Consider the following 20,801-nt stretch of genomic DNA (forward strand, 5'->3'; position numbering starts at 1 on the left):
TTGTTGGCAATACTAAAAGTGGTGTCGTACATAGAGATTGTGGGCGCTTCGTTTTGGCCGTATTTGCCTTCTTCTCAGGTTGTTCGATACTGAACAACTCGGCGTCCGGTGCATTTTCGCTGTGGCGCGTCTTGCGCCAGATGCGCGAATCCAAAGTGCCAGGTTGACTAGTGTCAGGGTCAGGGTCAGATCACAGCTATTTCAATCCAATCCATCCGCGGGAACTGCCGCGATCAGAAGTTCATGAAGCACCAAAATCCCCCGCGCTCGAAGGTTTGAGCTAAATGACGCTTCAGGTCCTGTCGGCCGACCGCCATGGCTAGCTTTGACGCCAACAGGTCTCGTCCCAAAAGAGGGACACTGACTGATACTGAGCTAGCTTTACGTCCACGCCACCTGCCAGCTGAATCCTCGACGCCATCGCATGGGGAATAGTCACTGCTCCAGTTGACGACGAAAAGATGACCAGTCGCTGCCCCTTCTGCTGAGATGCAGGCAGTGAAGCCAGCGTTCGCGCCCCGTCACTCGCATGAAGTTTCATCGTCACCTGTGGCGCGGACGTGTACGCGACTTGTGCTGTCGATACAGGGTTTTCAATTGCCGTAGTCGCCAACGCAACATACGCGGCCGAATCCGGCCCTGCCGCCCACTCGATATATGAACCCGGCGCCAGCGCATCGGAGATGACAACCGGCTTCCCTCCCAATTCCACGCCGCCGAGTCGTACGACCGAACTCGTGTTCGTAGGATCGACACTCACAAAGCGGTGCAGTCGGGTACGAACCGATTCGGAGAACCGGAAGGCCACCTCGTCGAGTCGTAGTTCCGAAACCGCGACTCCCTCCACCGAGGCGAATCGCAAAGTTGCCCCCGAAGTGTTGTTCCGCCAATCGACATCGACACCGCGTCCCTCAACAACTGCATTACGCAACCGGAACACACCCGCATCTTTGGTAAGTGTGGCCGCTGCAGTCGCCGTTATCCCGCTGACCCGTAATGTGCCGTTGTACACATTGATCAGCGGAGCGGCCATACCCTCGACAGACAAGTTGCGGATGTGTGAAGGGCGTTTCTCGCGCTCCTTCGATACGGGATTGAGATTAACTTCCACAACGTAACTCCGCTTGGGCCGGATCAACTGAAGACCATCCACGATATGCCCGTAAGAATCCGTGTCCATGTCCTCGGAGAAGATGTTGAAACCGAGATAGCAGTCGATGGCATTGCCACCGTAGATGCGATGATTCCGACCCCGGAGGCCGGCGAAGGTGTAGCAATCGATCGCATCACAGTTGACGAAACTCACCGATTCTGATGCCGCATGCGTTGACCACGCCGACTGACTGCACGCGATACCCCGAGATTCCGAGATTGTCGCGCCGAAGGTACGTCCGTAGTAAGTGAGTGCGACCGAGTTCTCGACAATTCGCTGTGTATCGTCCGTGAACGCGTGTCGAACGCGCATCGCATGCAACCCGCGCACCTTGCCGTAGGCGGATGCGTTGTCGAGGATGCCGTAGCCGTATATTCCGTTGGCCGGATCGTTTTGGGCGTAGTTGATGACGATATCGTCGGCCTGGTACGCCACGCACCCATTGAATGATATCGCTTCGCCATTCGTTGAGGTGATATCAACATTGTTGATACGCGGCGCAATGAGCTGGGTGAAGCCCACGACTCCGCCAGTGTTTGGGTGTGTGAAGGTGCCACCCTCGATCGAGACTGCGTGTCGAGTCAGACGTGCTACACGAATATTCTTGGTAAACGGATCTCGAAGTGTTCCAAGAAGTTCCACCGTGTCGGACCCGGAGGAATGCACGACCATGAATTGACCGGTCCGGGATTCGTTTCCGTTCGAGCCAGGTCGAACACCCACGAGAACGTCGTCAGCTACGAGTTTCACAATGTCGCCGCGAGACCAGTTGGGGGTTCCCGCGATTGTCAATTGGACCGCGTCCTGCGATGTCTCCTCGACTGCAGTGGTAACTGTAAGCGCTGAAACCGAGTACACAGTCTCGGTGGAGGCCTTGAAATTGAAGATCTTGCCTGGCGTCGTCTTCGTAAACTGGCAACCGTAACAGGAGATCTGAATCGACTTGTTGTCAATATTGATAGTCGAGTCGATTCGATACGTCCCCGGCGGAATGATGAGCTTTGAGCCATCAAGTGTGGAGTTGACTGCGTCCTGTAATGCTTGTGACGAATCGTTGATGCCTGTGGCGTCCAAACCCGGCAAACTATCGTGGACCGCGACTGCCGGTGCCGCCCCCTCCGCGGGGTCCAGAACTCTCGAAACTGTTGAAGGTCCGTCAATCGAACCTGGCTGGCTGGCAAAAGTCATTGTTCTCCTTGAGATATGCGAAATAGATTGGGCAACAATTCGCTCTGCTTTAACGAATCCGCCGCTATGGGGCGGTAGCCCATTCGTTGTTTTGGACCTATACGCAGCACCCACGCTGTCCCGTTGCGGCGCATGGAGTCGTCCGGAAAGCGCGCCCGGCAGGTCTACGCGGCAGGTGCTGCTGCGACCGTTGTTGTCGAGAATCTTCGGCTCGCTGGTTGTCCGGCGTTGACTGCCGCGTAGACACCTGGGTCTCGTGCCTTTTGGATTGCGACACCGAGAGTTACTTTGTCGGCGATGGTGTATGAGAAAACCGACTCGACGTCCGGGCCCCAGACGATCTCGGAGACACCTGTTCCGGAACTGACCGCGTATCGCAGGATCAAGCAATTCGGCATAGTCGTCGTCACTGCCGGAGTCGGCCACGTGAGCCCAGTACCTTCGGACTTCGCGGAAGCGTTCGGCACCGCGGCGACCTTGGGAAGCACCGCCACGAAGACGATGAACTCACTGTCGTAACCAGCGGTGGCCCAAGACACGGCATCGGAATCGCCAGCTTGTTTGGCCCGCCCGAAAACGAACAAGTTGTTGTTGGACCAACTGCCGTTGTCTTGGATTGTGACCCACCCCGTCGGTGGCCGGGTAGTGACATAGGCGCGGATCGAGGCGACCGCTGCAATGCGTATGTCGCCCACTTCGGCCGGCGGCAGGTTGAACGACAGCGTCGAGCCAGTGGTTTTGAAGTGGTACGCGGTTGCCGATATCTGCGGTACGAGATCGACTGAGCCCGAGTTAAACCAATACATCGACATGTCAGGTCCTCGTCATCGACAGAATGATCGAAGCTCGCTTGCCGGGTGTCGTTCCGACAGTGGTCTGACTGAAGGTGAGGACGTCCCCGGCCGCGAAAGCGAACGATCCTGTCACTGAACCCGTGAGCGATCCGGCTGCGACACTGACGGTTGCGCTAGAAACATCGTTGCCGTTCTTCTTCATCTGAACAGAGGTGGCAATGCCGCCCACTGCGTCGGCAGTTCCGAGCTGCACTTTCCAGCCCGTCACCACGACAGGGTAGGTGAACTCCCAGCCGTCAAGCGCGAATCCGTCACCCACACCAACTTTGCGGGTGTCCGACCAGAGTCCGAATCGGAGAGTGTCTTGTTTCGCAGCCGAAGCCATCGTCGCGATGGTCACCGACCCAGGAGATGGACTACGTGTGTCAGAGGGTGCGTCAACGCCGAGCGCCAGCCGGCCTGCACCAGCATCGGCCGCTTTCATCACTGCACGTCCCACTGCGGTCGAGTCGGTGATGTCGACGGTCTGGGTTGTGACCGCTCCCTGGCGTCCGTTGACCGACGAAACTGGTGAAGCGGGATAGGTGTTCTCACGCCAACTCGTGAGCTGTGTCGGATCGTTCCCGATGATCTGAAAGTCAGACCCTCGATCAGACCTTGAGCACCAGTCGCCCTTTTGCCCCACAAGCGCGAGCATCGCGGCCTGAGTTGCGACCGAACCGAGGAACTCTCGGATTGCCACGGCAGGGATCTGCGACTGCACGAGGAACCCGTTGCCGTCGATGTCAGCCTTGGTCGCCAACTTCGCAGTCAGTCCTGTGACGTCAGCCTCGGCGTGAACGTGCGCCGTGGGTGTCCGCGCATTGGTCAGTCGAGCGTCATCCCCTTGCACCGACCCGTCGGCCTTGTTCAGCGAGGCCTGCACAGCCGGTGAGGTCTTCGCCTTCGTGACAGCCTCGTCAGCCAGCTTCGGGGTCGTGACTGCGTTGTCGAGCACAGAACCCGCAACGATGCCGTCAGCGGCATCCTCAGCTCGCTGCGCCTGCGCCGTCGCGTCCGTCACCGCTTGCTGCGACAGTTCCCTCTCTGCGACGAACTGAACGCCGTACTGCGCGAGAGTTTGGTCGACCAAGGCAGCCGTGTTGTCAACACTGCCCTTCGCCTGCACTACGTCGATCTTGACCTGCTCGACATCCTGTTTCGCGGTGACCACGACATCACGCGCATCAGTAACCGTCTGACGGTCGGTCGCGACTGCGGACGCCGCGGATTCCACAGCCAGAAGATCCTCCGCCACCTGAGCCGCATCGGACGCAACATCCTGGATGCCTGCTGCGGTCTGGACTGCGATATCGGCAGCATCTTCAGCCCGTCCCGCGGCCTGGTTCGCTTCGGTGATCGCCGGGACGGCGACCGCAATATCTGCACCCTGCGACATGTCGAAGACCAGGTTGTCACCGGAGAGGGTAATACCATCGACGTTTCGGCCAGGGGGGCCTGGAACGGTTGAGTCCTTGCCGGGAGGACCCTCCAACGGAACGAGCACACCTCCACTGCCAGTGGCTTCCTCCCCCAAGACAATCCGGTCCCCGTCACTACCAACCAGAATCATGCGTTCACCTTCTTCACGGTTCCGGTCTGCAACTCAGTCTCGGTTGTCGGGGTTGTTGTGGTGTCTTTCAGCATCAACCAATACTTTGTTCCCGTATCGACAGTTGCAACCACCTCAGACTCAATCTTGATCGACGCTGTATCGCCCGTGATTGCGAAGTCCCACTTCAACTGTGTGTCTTCAGGATCGCCCAACAGAAAGTACATTTGAGTGCCGTTTGGGAACTCGATACCGTCCTCGAACGCGTACCAGTACACAAAATCCCCCACCGTAGGCAGGTTCAATGCACCCTTGGGTGTTGGTTTGCGAATGTCAGCCATCCGTCGCCTCATTCAGGTAGTCGCGAACACGCTCAGCATCCGCAGGGCCAACATTCGAACTCGGTGTCTTACCTTCGATGCCAAGGGCTTCGAGCGTCTTGATGACGCGAGCCGATGGAACATCGAGCTTGTAAGCCAGTTCATAGACGCGCAAATCCTGAGAGAATCTCGCTTCATCGGGTTCCGGTTCCGGGTCAGCCGCTTCCATCGTGTATCCGCCAGCCGTCGCCAGCGCCCACAAGCAGGCGTCTTCAAACTCAACCATGTGCTGTAGCTTGCACGAACCGGGAAGCGGAAACCCCAGCTTAGGTTTGCCCGTAATAAGGTTAGTGCCAACCACATTGACCTCAGGCCCCATCGGTCCAATCGAATCTTGAAGCCAGATCAGAACCTCGTCGTAACCATCCAACGTTTCCGACAATCGAAACAGTCTCGCCCGGCCCGGTGCGCCCTTGTAATCGTCAACCAGTACCTTCGCAATTTTGCTCACGTAGCCACTACCCTTCATTGTCATAAATGTATTCAATGACTGTGACGCAACCATTCCCGCCATTGCCGGCCGCCACATTCCCATTGCCGCCGCCGCCACCGCCAGAGGGGAAACCTCCAGCGCCAGCCATGCCAGATGTGGACGAAGTAGCTCCACCTCCGCCGCACCCAGAGCTGAGAACCTGCCACCACATGCGCCAGCCGACTCCGTTATTCCCTGCAGTGGGAACGCCTTCGCCCGGGAAGCGCCAACCGGCGGAACCGCCAGGCTGACCCCCACCGCCGCCACCAGCCCCGCCAGTGAACATGTCCCGCTTGCTGGATACTGCGTCCTGCCCTCTCTGGCCCCCGGCTCCACCGTTAGCGCCAACGAATGAACCGATGCCGCCAGAGCCTGGGCTTGAAGTGGTTGCGCCCGTCCCGCCTCCCGCGGCAATGAGGTCGCCGAACTGGGATTCTCCGCCATCTGAGCCATTCCGGTTGCCGCCGGGGCGTCCACCAGCGCCACCTTGGCCCACAACGACTTCCAGGGAGTCAGGCAAGTCAGATGCGAGGACCCTGCGTAAGGAGCGAGTGGCTGAACCGCCGCCACCGCCATGCCCAGCGCCAGTTCCAGCTAGCAAACTACCGCCACCGCCGCCGCCACGGCACACGAACTCCACAGCGTAGAGCCGCGGAGGTTTGACCCAGATTCCGTTCTCCCCAAACATTTTCAGTTCGACATAAGGCATTACGTCATCCGCTCAATGATGTAAACAACACCAGAAGCGCCATTTCCGCCGTTGCCGTTGTTGCTGGCAAGCGTCCCGCCGCAACCGCCACCTCCACCACCACCGGGCCAGCCGCCGTTGCCGCCATTCCTTCGGGCGTCCGTTCCGCCCCCGCCGCCACCACCGCCGGTCGCAATGATCTGCGCTGGAGACATTCCATCGAATCCAGGTTCACCGCCAGGGAAGGCCGCGCCAGTTCCACCGCGCCACGAATAGCCAATGTATGGAGACCCTCCGCCGCCACCGCCGCCACCGCCGCGAAGCTCGCCAGCATATGTGGAGTTGCCGCCCACCGACCCGCGACCTTGCGGAGACTCCGTGTTGTCGGCATTGACCACCCAGCCCAACCCGCCGGTGCCGCCGACGATTAGTCCAGTACCGCCAGTCGCAGCGGGTCGGAGGTTGCCAGAAGCGCCCAATCCGCCATTGCCGCCAACCGCTGTAAGGACGTTGCCGAACTTGACGGTACCGCCGCCAGTCCCTGACGCTTCAGAGCCGACACCACCGACACCCAGCCCGCCCCAGTGAACCTCTACCAGCATTTCATCCGGCAAAAGCATGGCCGGAATCTTCGCATATAGTTCACCGCCACCACCGCCGCCATGGCCACCGCCCCGATAATCGCCGCCGCGGATGTCCCACTTGCCCGCGCCGCCGCCGCCACCACCGCTGATCATGATGACCTCGATCGACACACAGCCCTCAGTCTTGCGATACATCCCAGACTTGGTGAACACCTGGGCCTCGCCCTGAAGGATTAGCTGACGGTAGGCGTCAACCAATTCCCCAATCTCCGACTCATGTTTATTAACGAGCCGCAAATCTTCCTCTAGAGCACGGCCATTCACCCGGAACTTGTTCTGGGCCCCCTGCCAAGGACTAGCGGTCTGCCCCTTGACCAGCGCCATGACGCCAGCTTCAGTTCTCGGCACATCCTGGCCGTAACGCGAACCAACCACATACGCCCCATCCGGAGCACCAATACCAGGAGTAGTCACTACACACCCCCAAGACCATTCACGCGGGTACGCAACACCGCATTCTCCGCTTCCAGCTCAGCCAACCGCTCACGAGCAGAACGCTCCGCATGCAACTCCGCACGCAACGACACAATCTCCCGCAACGCCTCATCCAACTGCCCAGCCAAACCGCGCACCTGAACCGAAAGCGTATCCACCCGAGCATCATTCAAAATCCGTGCAGCAGCCTCAATACGAGCCTGACGCTCGATCCTGCGCTCCTCAATGCTGGACAACCACACAGCAATCGGAGCAGCAATCTCTTTGGTCTTAGCGACAATGACCGCGACGACAGCAAGTACCGCCGCGATCACCCCCACCCACAAAACCAAAGGATGCGTCTCAGGCGGATTCACCGACGCCGCCCGCGGGCTTCGGTCGATGCTTCGCGGTCACCGGAACCGGCTCAGCAGCCAACCACGGCACAAACCGCTCGATGAACGCATTCACCTGCGGCAACGCCATCACCTTCGCCACCACCGCCGACACCGCAATCAACTGCGCACCAACCACAGTCGCCGACAAACCCGAAGTCAACAACAACACCGGCAGAATCGACACCAACGCCAACCCCACCTGAAACCCAGTACGAACCGTAGTACGCCACGAATTCGCAACCTGCGTAACCTCAGACATCGCTCACCAACCCATCCAACACAGCCTGAGCGCGATTCTTCGAATCCTGATCACCCACACCAGCCATACCATTCGCCGCCACACGACGAACCTTCTCCACATACTCAGGCACACCCAACTTCGCCTGAGCCACAACAAAATCCTCGTGAATACGTGCGTCCATGTTCAACACAAACCCGGCCAACGTATCCACAACCTGATCATGATCACGATAAATCGACCGCGAAGGGAACGACTTCCCCAACTCTTCGTCCGCAAGAGACATAACAACCTCCAAAGGGGCCACCCCAAACAGAGCAGCCAAATCTTCCACTGTGCCCCGGAAGGCATTCACATCCAACGAGTAATCAGCCACACGGCCCTGATCAGAAAACTGCAACACCGCAACACTGTTGTTGCCGTAGCCATCCCAACGAGCAGACCCGTCGCCGCCCGCCCTGTCGTACAAGACGCTGGCGAAACCGCCACCGGTCACATAGTTGGACGCCATCAACGGCGGCAAACCCGAAAGATCCGGTGAACCGATATGCCCCGACCAATACCAGCGCGGCAGATACACCAAATTCACGCGATAACCGCGAGCAACAAACTCTGCGAACACCGCCCGCAAAACACCCGCATCGCCAGACGACAACTCGTGATCCAGCATCACCGGAATACTCCGGTCAGGCTCAACCGACTCATACCGGTCAACCTGCGCCCGCGCCGAATCCGCCGACTTCACATAGTGATAAGAGCCGAACAACAGTCCGTTCGCCCGAGCCCCATCACGCTGCCGGCGGTACTCCGGATTCGTGTAACTTGCACCCTCAGTTGCCTTCGCGATCACGTACGAGAAGCCTTCAGACTTCACCCGCGACATATCCAAGCCAGCCTGATATGACGCAATATCAATCCCGAAGAACGTCACCCGTTCACCCCCAACATCAGGCTTCGGCGCAGCCTCACCGGGATACGACGCACCATCCAACAACGGCAACGGATCCATTCGGTCCGCACCATTCGCCGACCACACTGACTTGTGCCATTCCAAATGCAGATGCGGATCAACATTGCCATTCCCCGCACCCTTCACAGGATTGATACGGGCAATGCGCTGACCAGCCTCAACACGAGCGCCGACCGCGACCTCCGGGATCACATGCCCATACACAGTCGTGCCCGACCCGTCAGCAGTCGGATGATCCACTACAACCCACTGACCGAACCCGGACGCCGCCCCGGAACCCACAACAGTTCCACCTTGAACCGCGAACACCGGCAGCCCACCAGAGCCACCATCCTTACCGAAATCAGTGCCCCAGTGAGTGGTCCCCCAACGCGAACCGAAACCTGAAGTCACCACCAGTCCGCGCTCCAACGGCCAAAACTTCGCAGCCATCACAAACCCCTATTCTGCGGCGCATTCAAAATCCCCTGCCGAGGCTTCTTCGACGCCATCTCCGCAGCAATCACACGCCGCTTCTCCGACAACGGAATTGGAGCCAACAAATACCCATTAACCCCAGAAACCGTATGATCAGCCGGATCAAACAACTCCGAAGAGTCAACAACCTCAGCCGAATCCGACTCCGACGCAGCGTCCTTCACAACACCGTGATAGCGCAGTTGCTCTGCAACGAACTCCTGCTCATGCCGCGTGTACTCCCCCATATCAGGCAGCGCCACCGGATCCAGCTCAGGCTCATCAATATCAACCCACTGCATCGCACCATTCAAGTAATGCTGCTGACCACGATGCGGAACACGAAGTTTGAGCTTCGGTTGCGGAAGCTGGCTGACATGAATATTCCCGTTCTCGTCAGCCAACTTCACCAAACTCGGCGCATACACAATCGCCAGCGAATCCCACCGCTTCGACCACGCAGCACGCTGATCAGGTCCAGGGGTGTACTCCTGCTTCCCGGCAAACGGCAGCTGCACCGCAATCCACTGCAGCACCTGCTCAGGATCAGACTGATCACAATTCTCCAGCGTAGGAATACGATCCGACACTAGACCACCCCCAATTCTTGAAGCATCCCCAAAAAGTCCTGCAAATCTTCAGCCATCCGAGCAATCGGATCCTCAGCTTCACGCTGGCCGATCTGAATCTGCCAAGTCGGCGTAGTGTCCCGATCCCACGCAAGCGTCAACTCCGAAACACGTTCCACGAACAAACGTCCCGGCTTCATCCCCAGAACTGAGAACGCCACACGATCACCAAGGAAGAAATGGCCGTGACCAAGTTGACCGATACGCCACGGCGCACCGTCAGCGACAGTCAAAGTGACACTGTTCGTTTCACGTGTCGACCACATGCCGGACCGCATAGCCAACAGGAACGACAGCGTGTACGCCTTGTCCGCCCCGTCAGCCCACCGCTCGTGATAATGGTTCTTGCCGAGACGTTGCGCCCTCTGCGGGCTCTTCCACTTCCCGAACGCCATGAACACATCGGTGTACAAAGGCTTCAGAATTGCATCAGCCACACCGCCTAGAGGTGGCACGCCCGGAATCATTGCCGTGAGGTCGCCGACCATCTGCACAGTCGCAGAGATCAACTCGTTCATTCCCGGCATCGAGTGGCCGCCAGCTACAACCCCAACATCAGTAGCCGGCCTATGGCTGAACTCCGATGCTTGAATGCCCGTGTGCTCACCCTCGCGGTAAACAACACCCGGCATCGACGGAATCGTGCCCTTATAGCCCGGAGTCAGATACTCGCCAGGGACATTCGGGTCATCGACCTGCTCAACATTCTCAGTTTTGCCATCCGCACCGATATTGATCAGTTCATGAACGAGACCACTGAAGATGTTGCCGCCGAACGATGTACCAGTATTCCAACCGGACTTGTCGATCAAATCCCAGACAAGGCAGCCATGCCGCACATTCGCGCCCGGCCACGGAGGCGGATCACCCGCCAAGAAACGCCGAGGCTCCCAAGACAACTGCGCATCCGCAACAATCTTCTTCGAAACCTCGTGCATGTTCTTGAAACGCGAATGCACAAGCGCACCCACCGAATGATCCGGCGTCAGATCAGGTTTGACGACATTCCACCACGTCGACTGATCGAAGTTGAACCACTGCCCCGGATCCATCGGATCGTCAGGCAGCATGAACAACGACGATTCGAGCCGCATAAGATTCACCAGCAGAGTCGTCTTCAGCGCCCAACGAGCACGCCCGAAGCACACCCACAATCGCGGAAACTGAATCTCAGCCGGCAGAAACGGATTCGACCACGCCAGAATGTGTTTCAGCTCTTCATAGTCGTTCTTGAAGAACACTCGAATGAACTTGCGTCCCTGATCATCTTTGATGATCTTGAACTCATCCATCCGGCCACCCCACCGGGAGCCGTCCTTGTCTACTGTGATGTGCACGTTCGTCGTACCGCGGCCGTCAACGTCGACCAGCCACTTCGACATGAAATAGTCCAGCGGCATCTCCAACGAACCGATCCCAGTCTCGTTATCGAGATACTGGAACGAGGCGTTGTTCTCGCGTTTCACAATGCCGCGGAGATTCCAATCCCCATCCCACAACCGGACAAGAGGAGGAACCAGCCGGCGCTTCTTCTCTGCCTTCAGGCGATTGGTGATCTCGGCGAACGCAGCATCGTAATCAGTAATCGAAGGTGCCGTCATCGAACACCCCCAATCATTGAAGCCCCCACGGACGAGACCACGGGCGCGGACAACGCACCTGAATCCCCATACCGGCCGCGGCCAACGTCATCCCCACCGGTAACTGAATCTTTTTCGTGTACGGCGGGATTGGATAGCAGAACGTGACGCCGTTCATCTGTTGCCAGTACGGGATCTTCAGGCGTGACGTGGCCTGATCAGCTTCCTCGTCGGTGTCATACACGATCGTGTCACCGGCCGTGATCTTTGGCAGCCACAGCTTCCGGTCTGCATCAATCTCGGCGCGCTCGTAGCGGTCGTCACCAAAACTGAAGTCCGGCAACATCGGTTTCGCTGCACCATGCACGACGTATTTCAGCCAGATCGGGACATCCGTCGGATTCGACACCGACACAGTCCCGTAATTGATCGAACCATTGAGAGTGCTCGTAGGCGACTCCCACAGGTCGGTCACATCGTTCTTCTCATACCACCACGGATCGTTTGCGACACAGGTCATTACAACCTTTTCGATCTGCGTCCCATTCGGATCGTGCTCAGGTTTGAACTCAGGATGCTGAGACATCCGCAATTTCAGATAGCGCCGCGAATCCTCGGTAGTGATCCACAGCTTGCAGTCCTGCTCATACGACCAGCCCTTACGCCACTCAGAGTCATTGAAACTCCAGTTCTTGTCACCATCATCATGGTGTGCGTAGACTCCGAATACGATGTCGCGTTGCAGGTTTCGCTTGCCCCCATACGTTGAACCCGTCTGGAATGCATGCGAATTTTGAATCGTTTTGACTGGAGCATCGTAGATACCGTCCACATCAGTACCCAGGACAATGCCACGATCGCCTTGTCCTGGGCCTGCCAATGTAAACAAGTTGCCACGAATGTCCTCCAGCTCGACAAGAGTGTCGGGCATTCGTTACCTTCTTCGTGAAAACGTCAGAGACTGCTTCCTGCGATCAAGGCGGTCCTGCCGCAATGCCGCATCAATATCCCTGGTTTGATAGGTGACGTTCGGTCGGTCAGCATGCTCGACCAGGCGATCTACCTGCGACATCAGTCCAGACAGATCCAGAGACGCACCGTCGCCACCACGGTTCGTTGCGCCACGCATCAACGCGAAGTCACGAGACAAATTCAGTCGCTCGTCCGCCGTCAGCATCCATTCCTCAGCGCCCGACAAATTCAACGCAGCCGTGCCGTGAGGAACCGGACCACCGCCATCACGCAGGACAGTCGGCATGTTCAAAGCGTCAGCAAGTCGCTTCTGCCAATCATCGCCAGCCACAGAAGCAATAGCCGTCTGCCAACCAGGCGCGCCCGGAGTTGCCGGCAACTGCGCATCAATCTCGGCCTGAGAGAACGACGGAGCCGCAGCCACAGGCTTCGGCTTAACCCCCATCAGCCCTTCCCAGTCCGTTGTGATCCAACGAGACTCCGAAAGCGCACTAGGAAGTTGTTCGAATGCGGCGTCAACCAGAATGCCGACTACGTCAGTGCCGTAGCTCTTTACGCGATCCTTCAGATTGAAGGTCTTCGCGCCGTCCCCCGCCTTCGCCTTTTCGAGAGCGTTCTGCGCCGAGAACACGGCTATGTCGGCTTTCTCTCGGTCGATGGATGTGGACTCGGCCGCTGCATACGTCTTGTCACGAGCCAGCTGCGCATCAACTACAGCGATTTCAGCGTTCCGCAACGAGATCGCATCATCAGTCATCGCGCCCTGAAGCTCAGGCGCAGGACCAATCGCCTTACCCGCACCCGTACCGTCACGCTTTTGCTCAAGCTCACGGACTTTCAGCTCCGCCCGCTGAACCTTCAACTCAGCTTGCTGCCTGTCAGCGTCAGTTTTCTTCTCGTTCGCGTTGACCTTGTCCTGAGCTTCCTTCGCCTGAATGACCGCTACACGAGCCGATTCCAGCGCCAGAGCATCCTTCTCAGTCCACGGCTCGTTCGCCACACCACCCGAGTACGACGCGCCAGAGCCACCTGTGAGAGCCATCTGCAATGCCGGTGAAAGCGCCGAATCCGGAAGATGGATCTGCGCAGGGAACTGACTGTCGTCATAGCCGGCAGCGTTACCGCCGAACGTCGAACCGGAGTTACTGCCACCGTTCTCGACATCGACCCGAGACCCGTCCTTGAAGAACAACGTGCCAGCCATATGTTCCTGGCTGACACCGATCCGGAAGTGGCCTTCACTGCCACCAAGCTGCATGCCCTGAAGGTCACCGCCGAGGATCGAGTATGTCGTCCACAGACGCCGCGGTTGCTGCCCCATGCCGGTTGCAGCGATGTGAGACATGTACATCGAGCAGTCCCACGGCCCGTAGTCGTAACCGATACCGGCCTTGGCTCGGGCAAAGTTGATCATGTTGTCGAGGCCGTCAGAGCCGATAGCCCCACCATCCGCGAACTTCCCGACCTTGCCTTGCGCTAGCGCAGCACGGAACCGGAAGACACCTTCTTGCCCGCCCAGACTGTCAACATCCGCAGTGGTGAGCATGTGCTCGCCAGGCATCGCCAGAATCGGAACAGAGTCCTTACCTGGAATGCCGCCTTCAATCGGTCCACCTAGGGCTCGCCCACTTATTTGCTGCTGGCGAGCCATCTCCGCCCATGCTTCAGGCGAACCAGGTCCGTACTGCAGCGCCACGTCTCGAATCGAGTTGTACTGAACGCTGATCGTGACCGTCTTGTCCTTGATCCCAGCCAGATCGTCCTTGACCTGCTGTGAATTCGCCAACGCCTCTGCGATCTTCAGAACAACTGCAGGATCAGCCGTGGACTTCGACAACTCAGCAAGATCCTGAGTGGTGATCGCCTTACCCTCTTTGAGCTTCGTGAGTATTGCAGTCACCTGCGGCGTTGCTTCAAGCCCACTCAGCATTGCGATAATGTTCTCGGACTCTTGCGCGTTCAGTTTGAAGCTCTGATTGTCGAGAGTCAGGAGTGTTGAGATGACGGAGGGGATTCCGATGTACTTATCGGCCATCCGTTGCGCCTCATCGCCAACGATCCCCATCGTGGCAATCTGGTCCAAAAACGTCTGACGCGAGGCCGCAACAACCGCGGTCGCATCAGCCTGCGCGCCAGCAAGATCGCCAACATTCTTCTTCGCTTCGTACGCTGCCTGAGCATTCGCCAAAGTTGCCTGCTGCTGAGAGTTAGTCGCGTCCAGCAGGCGTCGGCCAGTCTCAGTGCTCACGTCAAACGCGCCGTTGACAATCGCACCGACGCCAGCTGCATCCGCGAACGCTGCCTTTGTAGCGTCACTCGCTTCCGCAAGGCGGGATTGCGCCTGCTCTAGCCCAACAGTTCCACCGTTGAAGATGGTCAGCGCATTCGAGAGCGCGGAGAGTTTCTCTTCGGCGCTGCCTGCCATGCCGCCCAGCTTCTGCATTGCATCGCTGAACTGACTGGCAGGTGAACGACCCTTCTCTAGAGCCGCAGCGGCATCCGAAGCGCGCTGCTGGGCAGCAGCAAGGTCGACGTTCGACTTACCGATCTCAGTGCCAAGGTTCGCAGCTCCCTGGCCAGCGGTGTCCATTCCGCCCTTGAGTGCGCCCAACGATTCCATCATCGACGAGTTCGCCGCGCCAGACGCACCCATGTTGCGGTTCCAGTCTTGGATCTTTCCGTTAACTTCGTCGTACTTGCCGGGAGCCCCACCTAGTGCGTCAGTAAGGTCCTGCAGAGAGATGCCAGCCGCTTTGTAGTTCTTCTCTGAATCTCGGTACAGTTCAGAAGAAGTGAGCGACCTCTTGATATTGTCGTCAATGACTTGGTTCGTGCGACCAAGTGCGTCAGCCTGATTCAGGTGTGCCGCAACAAGGTCAGTCTCAGCGATCCCGTAATCCCTGGCAGACTTGATTGCGCCACTATCCGCAAGTTCAGATGCCTTCTGCTGATAGGTCCGTTCTGTGATCGCGCCAGTCTGCTCATCCAAGGTCCCAATGAGGCTCTTGATTGACTCCTCATGCTCAGCGGCTGCTTGCGCAGCCTTCCGCTGATTCATCGAATAGATCGACAGTGCTGCAACGACACCCATCACCGCAAGCCCGGCGGGACCACCCAGAGCGCCCATCAGCCCACCAGCAGCAGTCTTGAGACCTGCAAACCCAGCAGCGACGGTGCCGGCTGTACGGCCGAACGTAGATGCACCAGCGGCGGCGTTCACAAATGCGCCCTGCATGCTTGCAATCGCGGGAGAGTGTGTCCCGAGGCGCTGGATGGACGAACCGAAGGACCCCATTTGGACGGTGCCGACACGAGCGGTGTTCACCAGCCCGCCACTCGCGGTCACAATCGATCGCAACCCGGTGTAAGCGCTTGTCGTGGCCGGACCGATGCCCTGAATGCGGGTGCCGAGACCGTGTGCAGCGGTTGCCATCCGGCCCATGCCGTCAGTGCTCCGCGCCATGAAGGCCGAGCTGGCCATCGACGCAATCTTGAACGCCACCAACCCGGTAACCACAGCTTGAATTGGCCCCGGCAAAGAACCGAAAGCGCCAGCAGCAGAGGCTACAACGCCGACAACCGGGGTTAGCACTGCGAGCGCGGTCGCTCCAACGCCCGTTGCCAGCGAAAGCCCACCTTGCAGCGTATCGAGCGCGCCACCAGAAGTTGTTGCGCCTTCCGCAATCTCAACAAGACCGTCGCGAATACTCAATGCCATCTCACGCATCGAGTCGCCGGCGCGAACAACATTGTTGAACGTCCCCGACAGCATCGGCAGGTTCGTCAAAGAACCTGAGATAACTTCGTTGAAGCCCTGGACCACGCCACCCGAGTTACCAAGCGCCACATCAAACTTGTCCAGCGCACCGTCCGCCAAACCAACGGCCGTATTACCGAACGAAGTCAGTGGCCCGTCAATCAGGTCATACAACTGCAGCTGCAGTCGCTCGGATGTGTTCTCGATCTTCTCGAATACGCCAGGCAAGCCCTGATTCTGCGCAGCAGCGAGTTCAGCCGCGGCACCCTGCCGACCGATAGCCTCCCGCATCAAGTTCCAGCCATCGGATCCCTGCTCAGCGGCGACGCCAGAAAGGCGCATGGCATCCGAGCCGAAAAGCGTTGCCGACGCCTGCTGATAAATCTCGGGAGTCAACTCGGCAGAAGCGTCCTTCAACTGCCCGAACAGTGACTCCATGCCAACGAAATTGCCCTGCGTGTCATACACAGTGAGGCCGAGAGTTTCCATCGCAGCCTGAGCTGGCTTACTCGTGTCAGTCAAAGACAGAAGCGTTGACTTGAGCAGCGTTCCTGCGTCAGATCCCGTGATGCCGGCATTGGCGAGAACACCCAGAGTTGCAGACGTTTCTTCGATCGAAAGCCCGAACTGGTTCGCGACGGCACCCGATTGCTGCAATCCCGCGGCGATATCTGTGATCTCAGCGCTCGACGCGTTCGCGGCATTCGCCAACACATCGGAAGCTGTTGCGGCATAACTTGCATCAAGTCCGAACGCCTGCAAAGCCTGGGACTGAATTGTTGCCGCCTCGGCGGCATCAATCTGCGCTGCAGCGGCAAGCTGCAAAGTGCCTTTCGCTGCTTCCATCGACTGGTCGACAGAGAACCCGCCCTTGGCGAGTTCCGTCATCGCAGCAGCAGCATCATTAGCTGAGGTGGCGGACAACTCAACATCGTTGCCGAGTGCCATCGCCTTCGCCTTGATGGCGTCCATCTGCTCGCCAGTAGCGCCGGAGACACCAGACATCGCGTTCAGAGTTCGCGTGAACTCGTTACCTTTGTCAATGATCGACCCGAACGACACAGCAGCACCTGTGAAGGCGAGTACTCCGGCGATCTTTCCCGCGAAGTTCGATGCGGCCTCGCCTGCACCTTCAAGGCCTTGTTCGAACTGAGAGTTGAACTCGGACAGGTCTGCTGCGACCTCGACATCAATGCGACCACCAGCCACGGCCACCTCCTATGGAAACGCCGGTAGCCCGAAGACTCGAAGTCCACGGGCTACCGGAAATATGAATATTCAGTTGTCGCTCAGCGCGTACAGAGTTATCTGGCTTGAGAAGACCGCATGAGATGATCTGAATATGAAAATGAAACTTGCCTACGTACTGGCAGCAGTAGCTGTAGCGATTACTGGGTGCGGATCAGAGCAGGAACAGCCCGTTGAGCAGGCCCCCACGGCGACGCAAGATCCTGCGACCGCCGCTGCAGAAGCTGCGTGTATCAAGCGGATGAGCGATCTCGCAGAGGCGGCGAAAGATCCTGTCTATTCCGAGGTCACTACTAGTGACCATGGGAACGGGCTCTATTACACAACAGGTCGCCTGCAAGGGGTGTTCTCATCGACGGTCGGTGCGTTCGACTACTCCTTCAACTGCGCCACCACCCAAACCGGCGGCACCTATAACGCCAACCTGGATGTCGACTACACAAGCGGAAATCCGTAAATCCTCGGGATCAGCCGACCTGCCATTGTGTCACCAGGTTCGCCAAACGCGGTTTGGGCTTCGGCGGCTCAACCACAGCACGCTTCTCCAAAAACTCCGCCACCAACAAAGACGTATCCGACACAGACCGCTTACCCACCGGAGGCAACACAGGCAGAGGCGGAGGCTTAATACCCTCACGCTTCCGCCTGTCCCGCTCCCTCTGAGCATCCTTGTCATCAGGATCTGCGATCCAATTCGCGTACTCAGAGTTCAACCAGTAATCATCGCGATCCACCAGCATCGCGAGATTCTCAGAATCCCGCTTCTCCGCCTCAAGCCACTCCATCACCGCACGGATCTTCAACGCGCAGTCCCGAAGTGGCTCCCTCAAGATTTCGCGGAGGCCTCGACCGTAGTAGCGTTCGCATCCTGTGAGGGCAGCGCTCCATCCATCCCGCGTAGTGAGGCAGGCAAGAGCGCCAACGCTTCCCCCGAAGTCAGCGTCGAAATGTTCCCGAGCTTGTTGATCAGCTTCACAGCCTGCTCAATTGAACAGTCACCGAGATGTCGTGCAATCGCACTACCACCTTCATCGCCTGCGATCAGCTTCATCGCCAACTCGATCTGATCGGCACGCAAATAGGCACCAAACTGAATCGACTCTTCACCGCTGTAGCTTCGTCGGATGTCGAACTTCGCATCCTTCAACTTCACCGGAACAGGTGGAAGATCTTCAGTGTCCAACACGGACAGAAGGTCAAAAGCATCATCGACCTCATCTGCAACCACCTCAGACTCAACCACAGTGGGCTCAACCTTCGAAACAGACTTACGGGGTGCGCCAGGCATACAAAAAACTCCTCAAATTAAGGTGCGAGCGGGTTACTGTTAGTCAGAAGCTGAACCGGCGACAACGCCAGCAACTCAAGCTCAAAGCCATCAATCTTGTCTCCACCAAGCGAACGCGGAGGCGGAGTGAACAACGTCGCCCGCTCGCAATACAGCACCTGCTTGTCATCCTCATCCTCAAGGCGCAACAGGATCGCGAACTCCTCCGAATCCCCAATCACCCACTTGAAGATTCCGGAATCCGGTGCAGTCTCAACGATTTCACCGCCCTGCAACAGGGTCAGCACAGTCGCCTTCGAGTAATCGACAGGCTTCAGCTTCAAACGATCAGAACGCGGGCCGCGAGCAATCTTGTAAGACGACTGGCGGTAGTTCCAGATCGGCAACTCCTTGGTGTCCTGGCTGGGGTTCTGCTCAAACCCCGCCTCAATACCGCCGAACGCATCCCAAGTCACACCAGGCGCAGTGCCAGTAACAAGGGTCAAACCAAACGGATCAGTAGGTGCCGCAGTGCCAGCAGGAGCACGGAACGCGTCACCATCCTGCCAAACATAAGCCTTATTCGGATCTGCATGAGTACTCACAAAAAACCTCCAGAAAAGCCCACACCAAGCGCGGGCAGAAATAAGTGAGTCCCACCCCGAATGCGCCTGGCGCGGCAAACATTCAGGGCAGGACAATTGAGACGCCACACATCGGTGGCGAGTTAGCGGACGATCATCTTCAAGTCCCAACGCACAAGCGCACGGAACAACAGATTCTCGGGACCACGTTCGGCATCAACATCCGTAATCGGGCCGTCAATCCACTTCGCAGCCCACGAACAATTCCGGAACCGTCGCTGCGACGATGGAGCCTTGTGCACCAGACGCCCAGCAATGTCAGCAATGTTCCACGCCAACTCTTCCGGATCCGTATCCCCGCCCAAGATTTCAAGTTTCGGAACCCACACATCGCACTGAATCATCGGCCGGCGCAACATCGGATCCTCCCCATAATTACTGGGAGCGGACAAGGTCACGAACGGACCAGTCAGAGGATCAGGGATGTCCCGCGTCGAAATGTTTACCGCAGGAACAAGTGCAGTGAACTCGGCATTGTTGATCAGAAAGTCGCGGATAGCTCCAGGAGCGAACGGTGTGAAAGCAGTCATCAGGCCCTCGATCCCCGAGGTTTGAACCCGGAATACTTGCCGTGCTTGCGGGCAGCGTTCGTCATCGCCGCAATGCCGCGCATCCTCGACGTTCCGTACTCTTTCCAGAACGCCTCCGGATCGTTGTCCTCAACGAACACACGGTCACCTTCCACTACCAGCGCCGAACCCCCAACGAACTCCCCTGTGCGCCTCGGAGCTGTCGCATCGAACTCGGATTTGATCTTCTCCGCGATTTCCTTGCGACCCTCGGTGGACAGTTCCCGAGCCTCCCGCTGCGCGTTGTCACGGTAGATCGTGACCCGCGCCATTAGCTGACCTTGAGGTCAGACTTCACATCCGGCTTCGAGACAGGCTTCACAGGTTCCGGCTTCGGCGTTTCCGCCGGCTTCACCGCACCCTTGTCGGCCACAGCCTTCAGATGCTTTTCGTACGTCTTCGAGAATTCATCGGTGAAATGCACACCGTCCTCGTCGGTATAGGACACAATCGCCATAGTCACTCCTGGTAATCAGTTGAACTCCGCACAATCGCGGAAATGTATGCAGGCCTGCGTGTCCCACGAACCGGACGCCTAACCCGAGGGCGGCCGACAACCGTGAACACAGTCCCATCAGGGCCGCGGAACTTATCACGCGGCACAGGGTGCGGATTGAGGCCCGGATCAAGCAGCAGCACATAAGAACTCACCACATGGCCGTCCACGAACTCCACGTTGCCAGCATCAACAGATGAGGACGCCAACTGCCTCTGCTGCAGCAAACCTGACCATGGAACCTCGGTCGGGT

At 58.1% G+C, this 20,801-nt stretch carries 20 protein-coding genes; 1 reads left to right on the top strand and 19 read right to left on the bottom strand.

Annotated elements, in window-relative coordinates:
• Nucleotides 1-319: 319 nt before the first annotated feature.
• The 13 genes from P0M12_RS30000 to P0M12_RS30060 form a co-directional block, all read right to left on the bottom strand.
• Nucleotides 320-2,341: a hypothetical protein gene (locus P0M12_RS30000; protein ID WP_277377247.1), complete on the bottom strand. Its 2,022-nt coding sequence runs from the start codon at nucleotides 2,339-2,341 to the stop codon at nucleotides 320-322.
• Nucleotides 2,342-2,505: 164 nt separating this feature from the next.
• A complete protein-coding gene (locus P0M12_RS30005; RefSeq protein ID WP_210377245.1) occupies nucleotides 2,506-3,153 on the bottom strand; it encodes a hypothetical protein in 648 nt (215 codons plus the stop codon).
• Between the two features lies 1 nt (nucleotide 3,154).
• Complete coding sequence (locus tag P0M12_RS30010) at nucleotides 3,155-4,747, bottom strand: hypothetical protein (RefSeq protein WP_277377249.1); 1,593 nt, start codon at nucleotides 4,745-4,747, stop codon at nucleotides 3,155-3,157.
• Nucleotides 4,744-5,067 (bottom strand): hypothetical protein, encoded by a 324-nt coding sequence (locus P0M12_RS30015; RefSeq protein WP_277377250.1) that lies wholly within the window; start codon nucleotides 5,065-5,067, stop codon nucleotides 4,744-4,746. The genes P0M12_RS30010 and P0M12_RS30015 overlap by 4 nt, the downstream gene beginning before the upstream one ends.
• Nucleotides 5,060-5,713, bottom strand: coding sequence for a translation initiation factor IF-2 N-terminal domain-containing protein (locus tag P0M12_RS30020; protein ID WP_277377251.1), 654 nt, complete (start codon nucleotides 5,711-5,713; stop codon nucleotides 5,060-5,062). The genes P0M12_RS30015 and P0M12_RS30020 overlap by 8 nt, the downstream gene beginning before the upstream one ends.
• A gap of 573 nt (nucleotides 5,714-6,286) precedes the next feature.
• Complete coding sequence (locus P0M12_RS30025; protein WP_277377252.1) at nucleotides 6,287-7,234, bottom strand: hypothetical protein; 948 nt, start codon at nucleotides 7,232-7,234, stop codon at nucleotides 6,287-6,289.
• An 89-nt stretch (nucleotides 7,235-7,323) separates the two neighbouring features.
• The gene (locus P0M12_RS30030; RefSeq protein WP_210377253.1) at nucleotides 7,324-7,701 is read right to left on the bottom strand and encodes a hypothetical protein; all 378 of its coding nucleotides are present in this window, start codon (nucleotides 7,699-7,701) and stop codon (nucleotides 7,324-7,326) included.
• Entirely contained in the window at nucleotides 7,688-7,981 is a 294-nt protein-coding gene (locus P0M12_RS30035; protein WP_277377253.1) for a hypothetical protein, read from the bottom strand. Before P0M12_RS30035 ends, P0M12_RS30030 begins: the two co-directional genes overlap by 14 nt.
• The gene (locus P0M12_RS30040; RefSeq protein WP_277377254.1) at nucleotides 7,974-9,362 is read right to left on the bottom strand and encodes a GH25 family lysozyme; all 1,389 of its coding nucleotides are present in this window, start codon (nucleotides 9,360-9,362) and stop codon (nucleotides 7,974-7,976) included. Before P0M12_RS30040 ends, P0M12_RS30035 begins: the two co-directional genes overlap by 8 nt.
• Nucleotides 9,362-9,976 carry a DUF2744 domain-containing protein gene (locus P0M12_RS30045; protein ID WP_210377259.1) on the bottom strand — a complete coding sequence of 205 codons (615 nt, stop codon included), beginning with the start codon at nucleotides 9,974-9,976 and terminating at the stop codon, nucleotides 9,362-9,364. Before P0M12_RS30045 ends, P0M12_RS30040 begins: the two co-directional genes overlap by 1 nt.
• Entirely contained in the window at nucleotides 9,976-11,616 is a 1,641-nt protein-coding gene (locus tag P0M12_RS30050) for a phage tail protein (RefSeq protein WP_276116675.1), read from the bottom strand. The genes P0M12_RS30045 and P0M12_RS30050 overlap by 1 nt, the downstream gene beginning before the upstream one ends.
• Before the next feature lie 13 nt (nucleotides 11,617-11,629).
• A complete protein-coding gene (locus tag P0M12_RS30055) occupies nucleotides 11,630-12,526 on the bottom strand; it encodes a phage tail protein (protein ID WP_277377255.1) in 897 nt (298 codons plus the stop codon).
• Nucleotides 12,527-12,529: 3 nt separating this feature from the next.
• Entirely contained in the window at nucleotides 12,530-17,533 is a 5,004-nt protein-coding gene (locus P0M12_RS30060; protein ID WP_277377256.1) for a phage tail tape measure protein, read from the bottom strand.
• Between the two features lie 133 nt (nucleotides 17,534-17,666).
• Between P0M12_RS30060 and P0M12_RS30065 the strand changes: the two genes are divergently transcribed.
• The gene (locus P0M12_RS30065; RefSeq protein WP_277377257.1) at nucleotides 17,667-18,029 is read left to right on the top strand and encodes a hypothetical protein; all 363 of its coding nucleotides are present in this window, start codon (nucleotides 17,667-17,669) and stop codon (nucleotides 18,027-18,029) included.
• A gap of 10 nt (nucleotides 18,030-18,039) precedes the next feature.
• On the opposite strand, the gene P0M12_RS30070 is transcribed toward P0M12_RS30065, so the two are convergent.
• The 6 genes from P0M12_RS30070 to P0M12_RS30095 form a co-directional block, all read right to left on the bottom strand.
• On the bottom strand, nucleotides 18,040-18,375 hold the full coding sequence (locus P0M12_RS30070) for a hypothetical protein (RefSeq protein ID WP_277377258.1): 336 nt from the start codon (nucleotides 18,373-18,375) through the stop codon (nucleotides 18,040-18,042).
• Nucleotides 18,376-18,398: 23 nt separating this feature from the next.
• Entirely contained in the window at nucleotides 18,399-18,860 is a 462-nt protein-coding gene (locus P0M12_RS30075; protein WP_276116671.1) for a hypothetical protein, read from the bottom strand.
• 17 nt (nucleotides 18,861-18,877) lie between these two features.
• Nucleotides 18,878-19,444 (bottom strand): hypothetical protein, encoded by a 567-nt coding sequence (locus tag P0M12_RS30080; protein WP_276116670.1) that lies wholly within the window; start codon nucleotides 19,442-19,444, stop codon nucleotides 18,878-18,880.
• 122 nt (nucleotides 19,445-19,566) lie between these two features.
• Entirely contained in the window at nucleotides 19,567-20,013 is a 447-nt protein-coding gene (locus P0M12_RS30085) for a hypothetical protein (protein ID WP_276116669.1), read from the bottom strand.
• Nucleotides 20,013-20,324: an HK97 gp10 family phage protein gene (locus P0M12_RS30090; RefSeq protein ID WP_210377273.1), complete on the bottom strand. Its 312-nt coding sequence runs from the start codon at nucleotides 20,322-20,324 to the stop codon at nucleotides 20,013-20,015. The genes P0M12_RS30085 and P0M12_RS30090 overlap by 1 nt, the downstream gene beginning before the upstream one ends.
• The gene (locus P0M12_RS30095; protein ID WP_277377261.1) at nucleotides 20,324-20,509 is read right to left on the bottom strand and encodes a hypothetical protein; all 186 of its coding nucleotides are present in this window, start codon (nucleotides 20,507-20,509) and stop codon (nucleotides 20,324-20,326) included. The genes P0M12_RS30090 and P0M12_RS30095 overlap by 1 nt, the downstream gene beginning before the upstream one ends.
• Nucleotides 20,510-20,801: the final 292 nt, after the last annotated feature.

This window comes from Rhodococcus sp. RCBS9, from assembly GCF_029457415.1.
Lineage (GTDB): Bacteria > Actinomycetota > Actinomycetes > Mycobacteriales > Mycobacteriaceae > Rhodococcus_F > Rhodococcus_F qingshengii.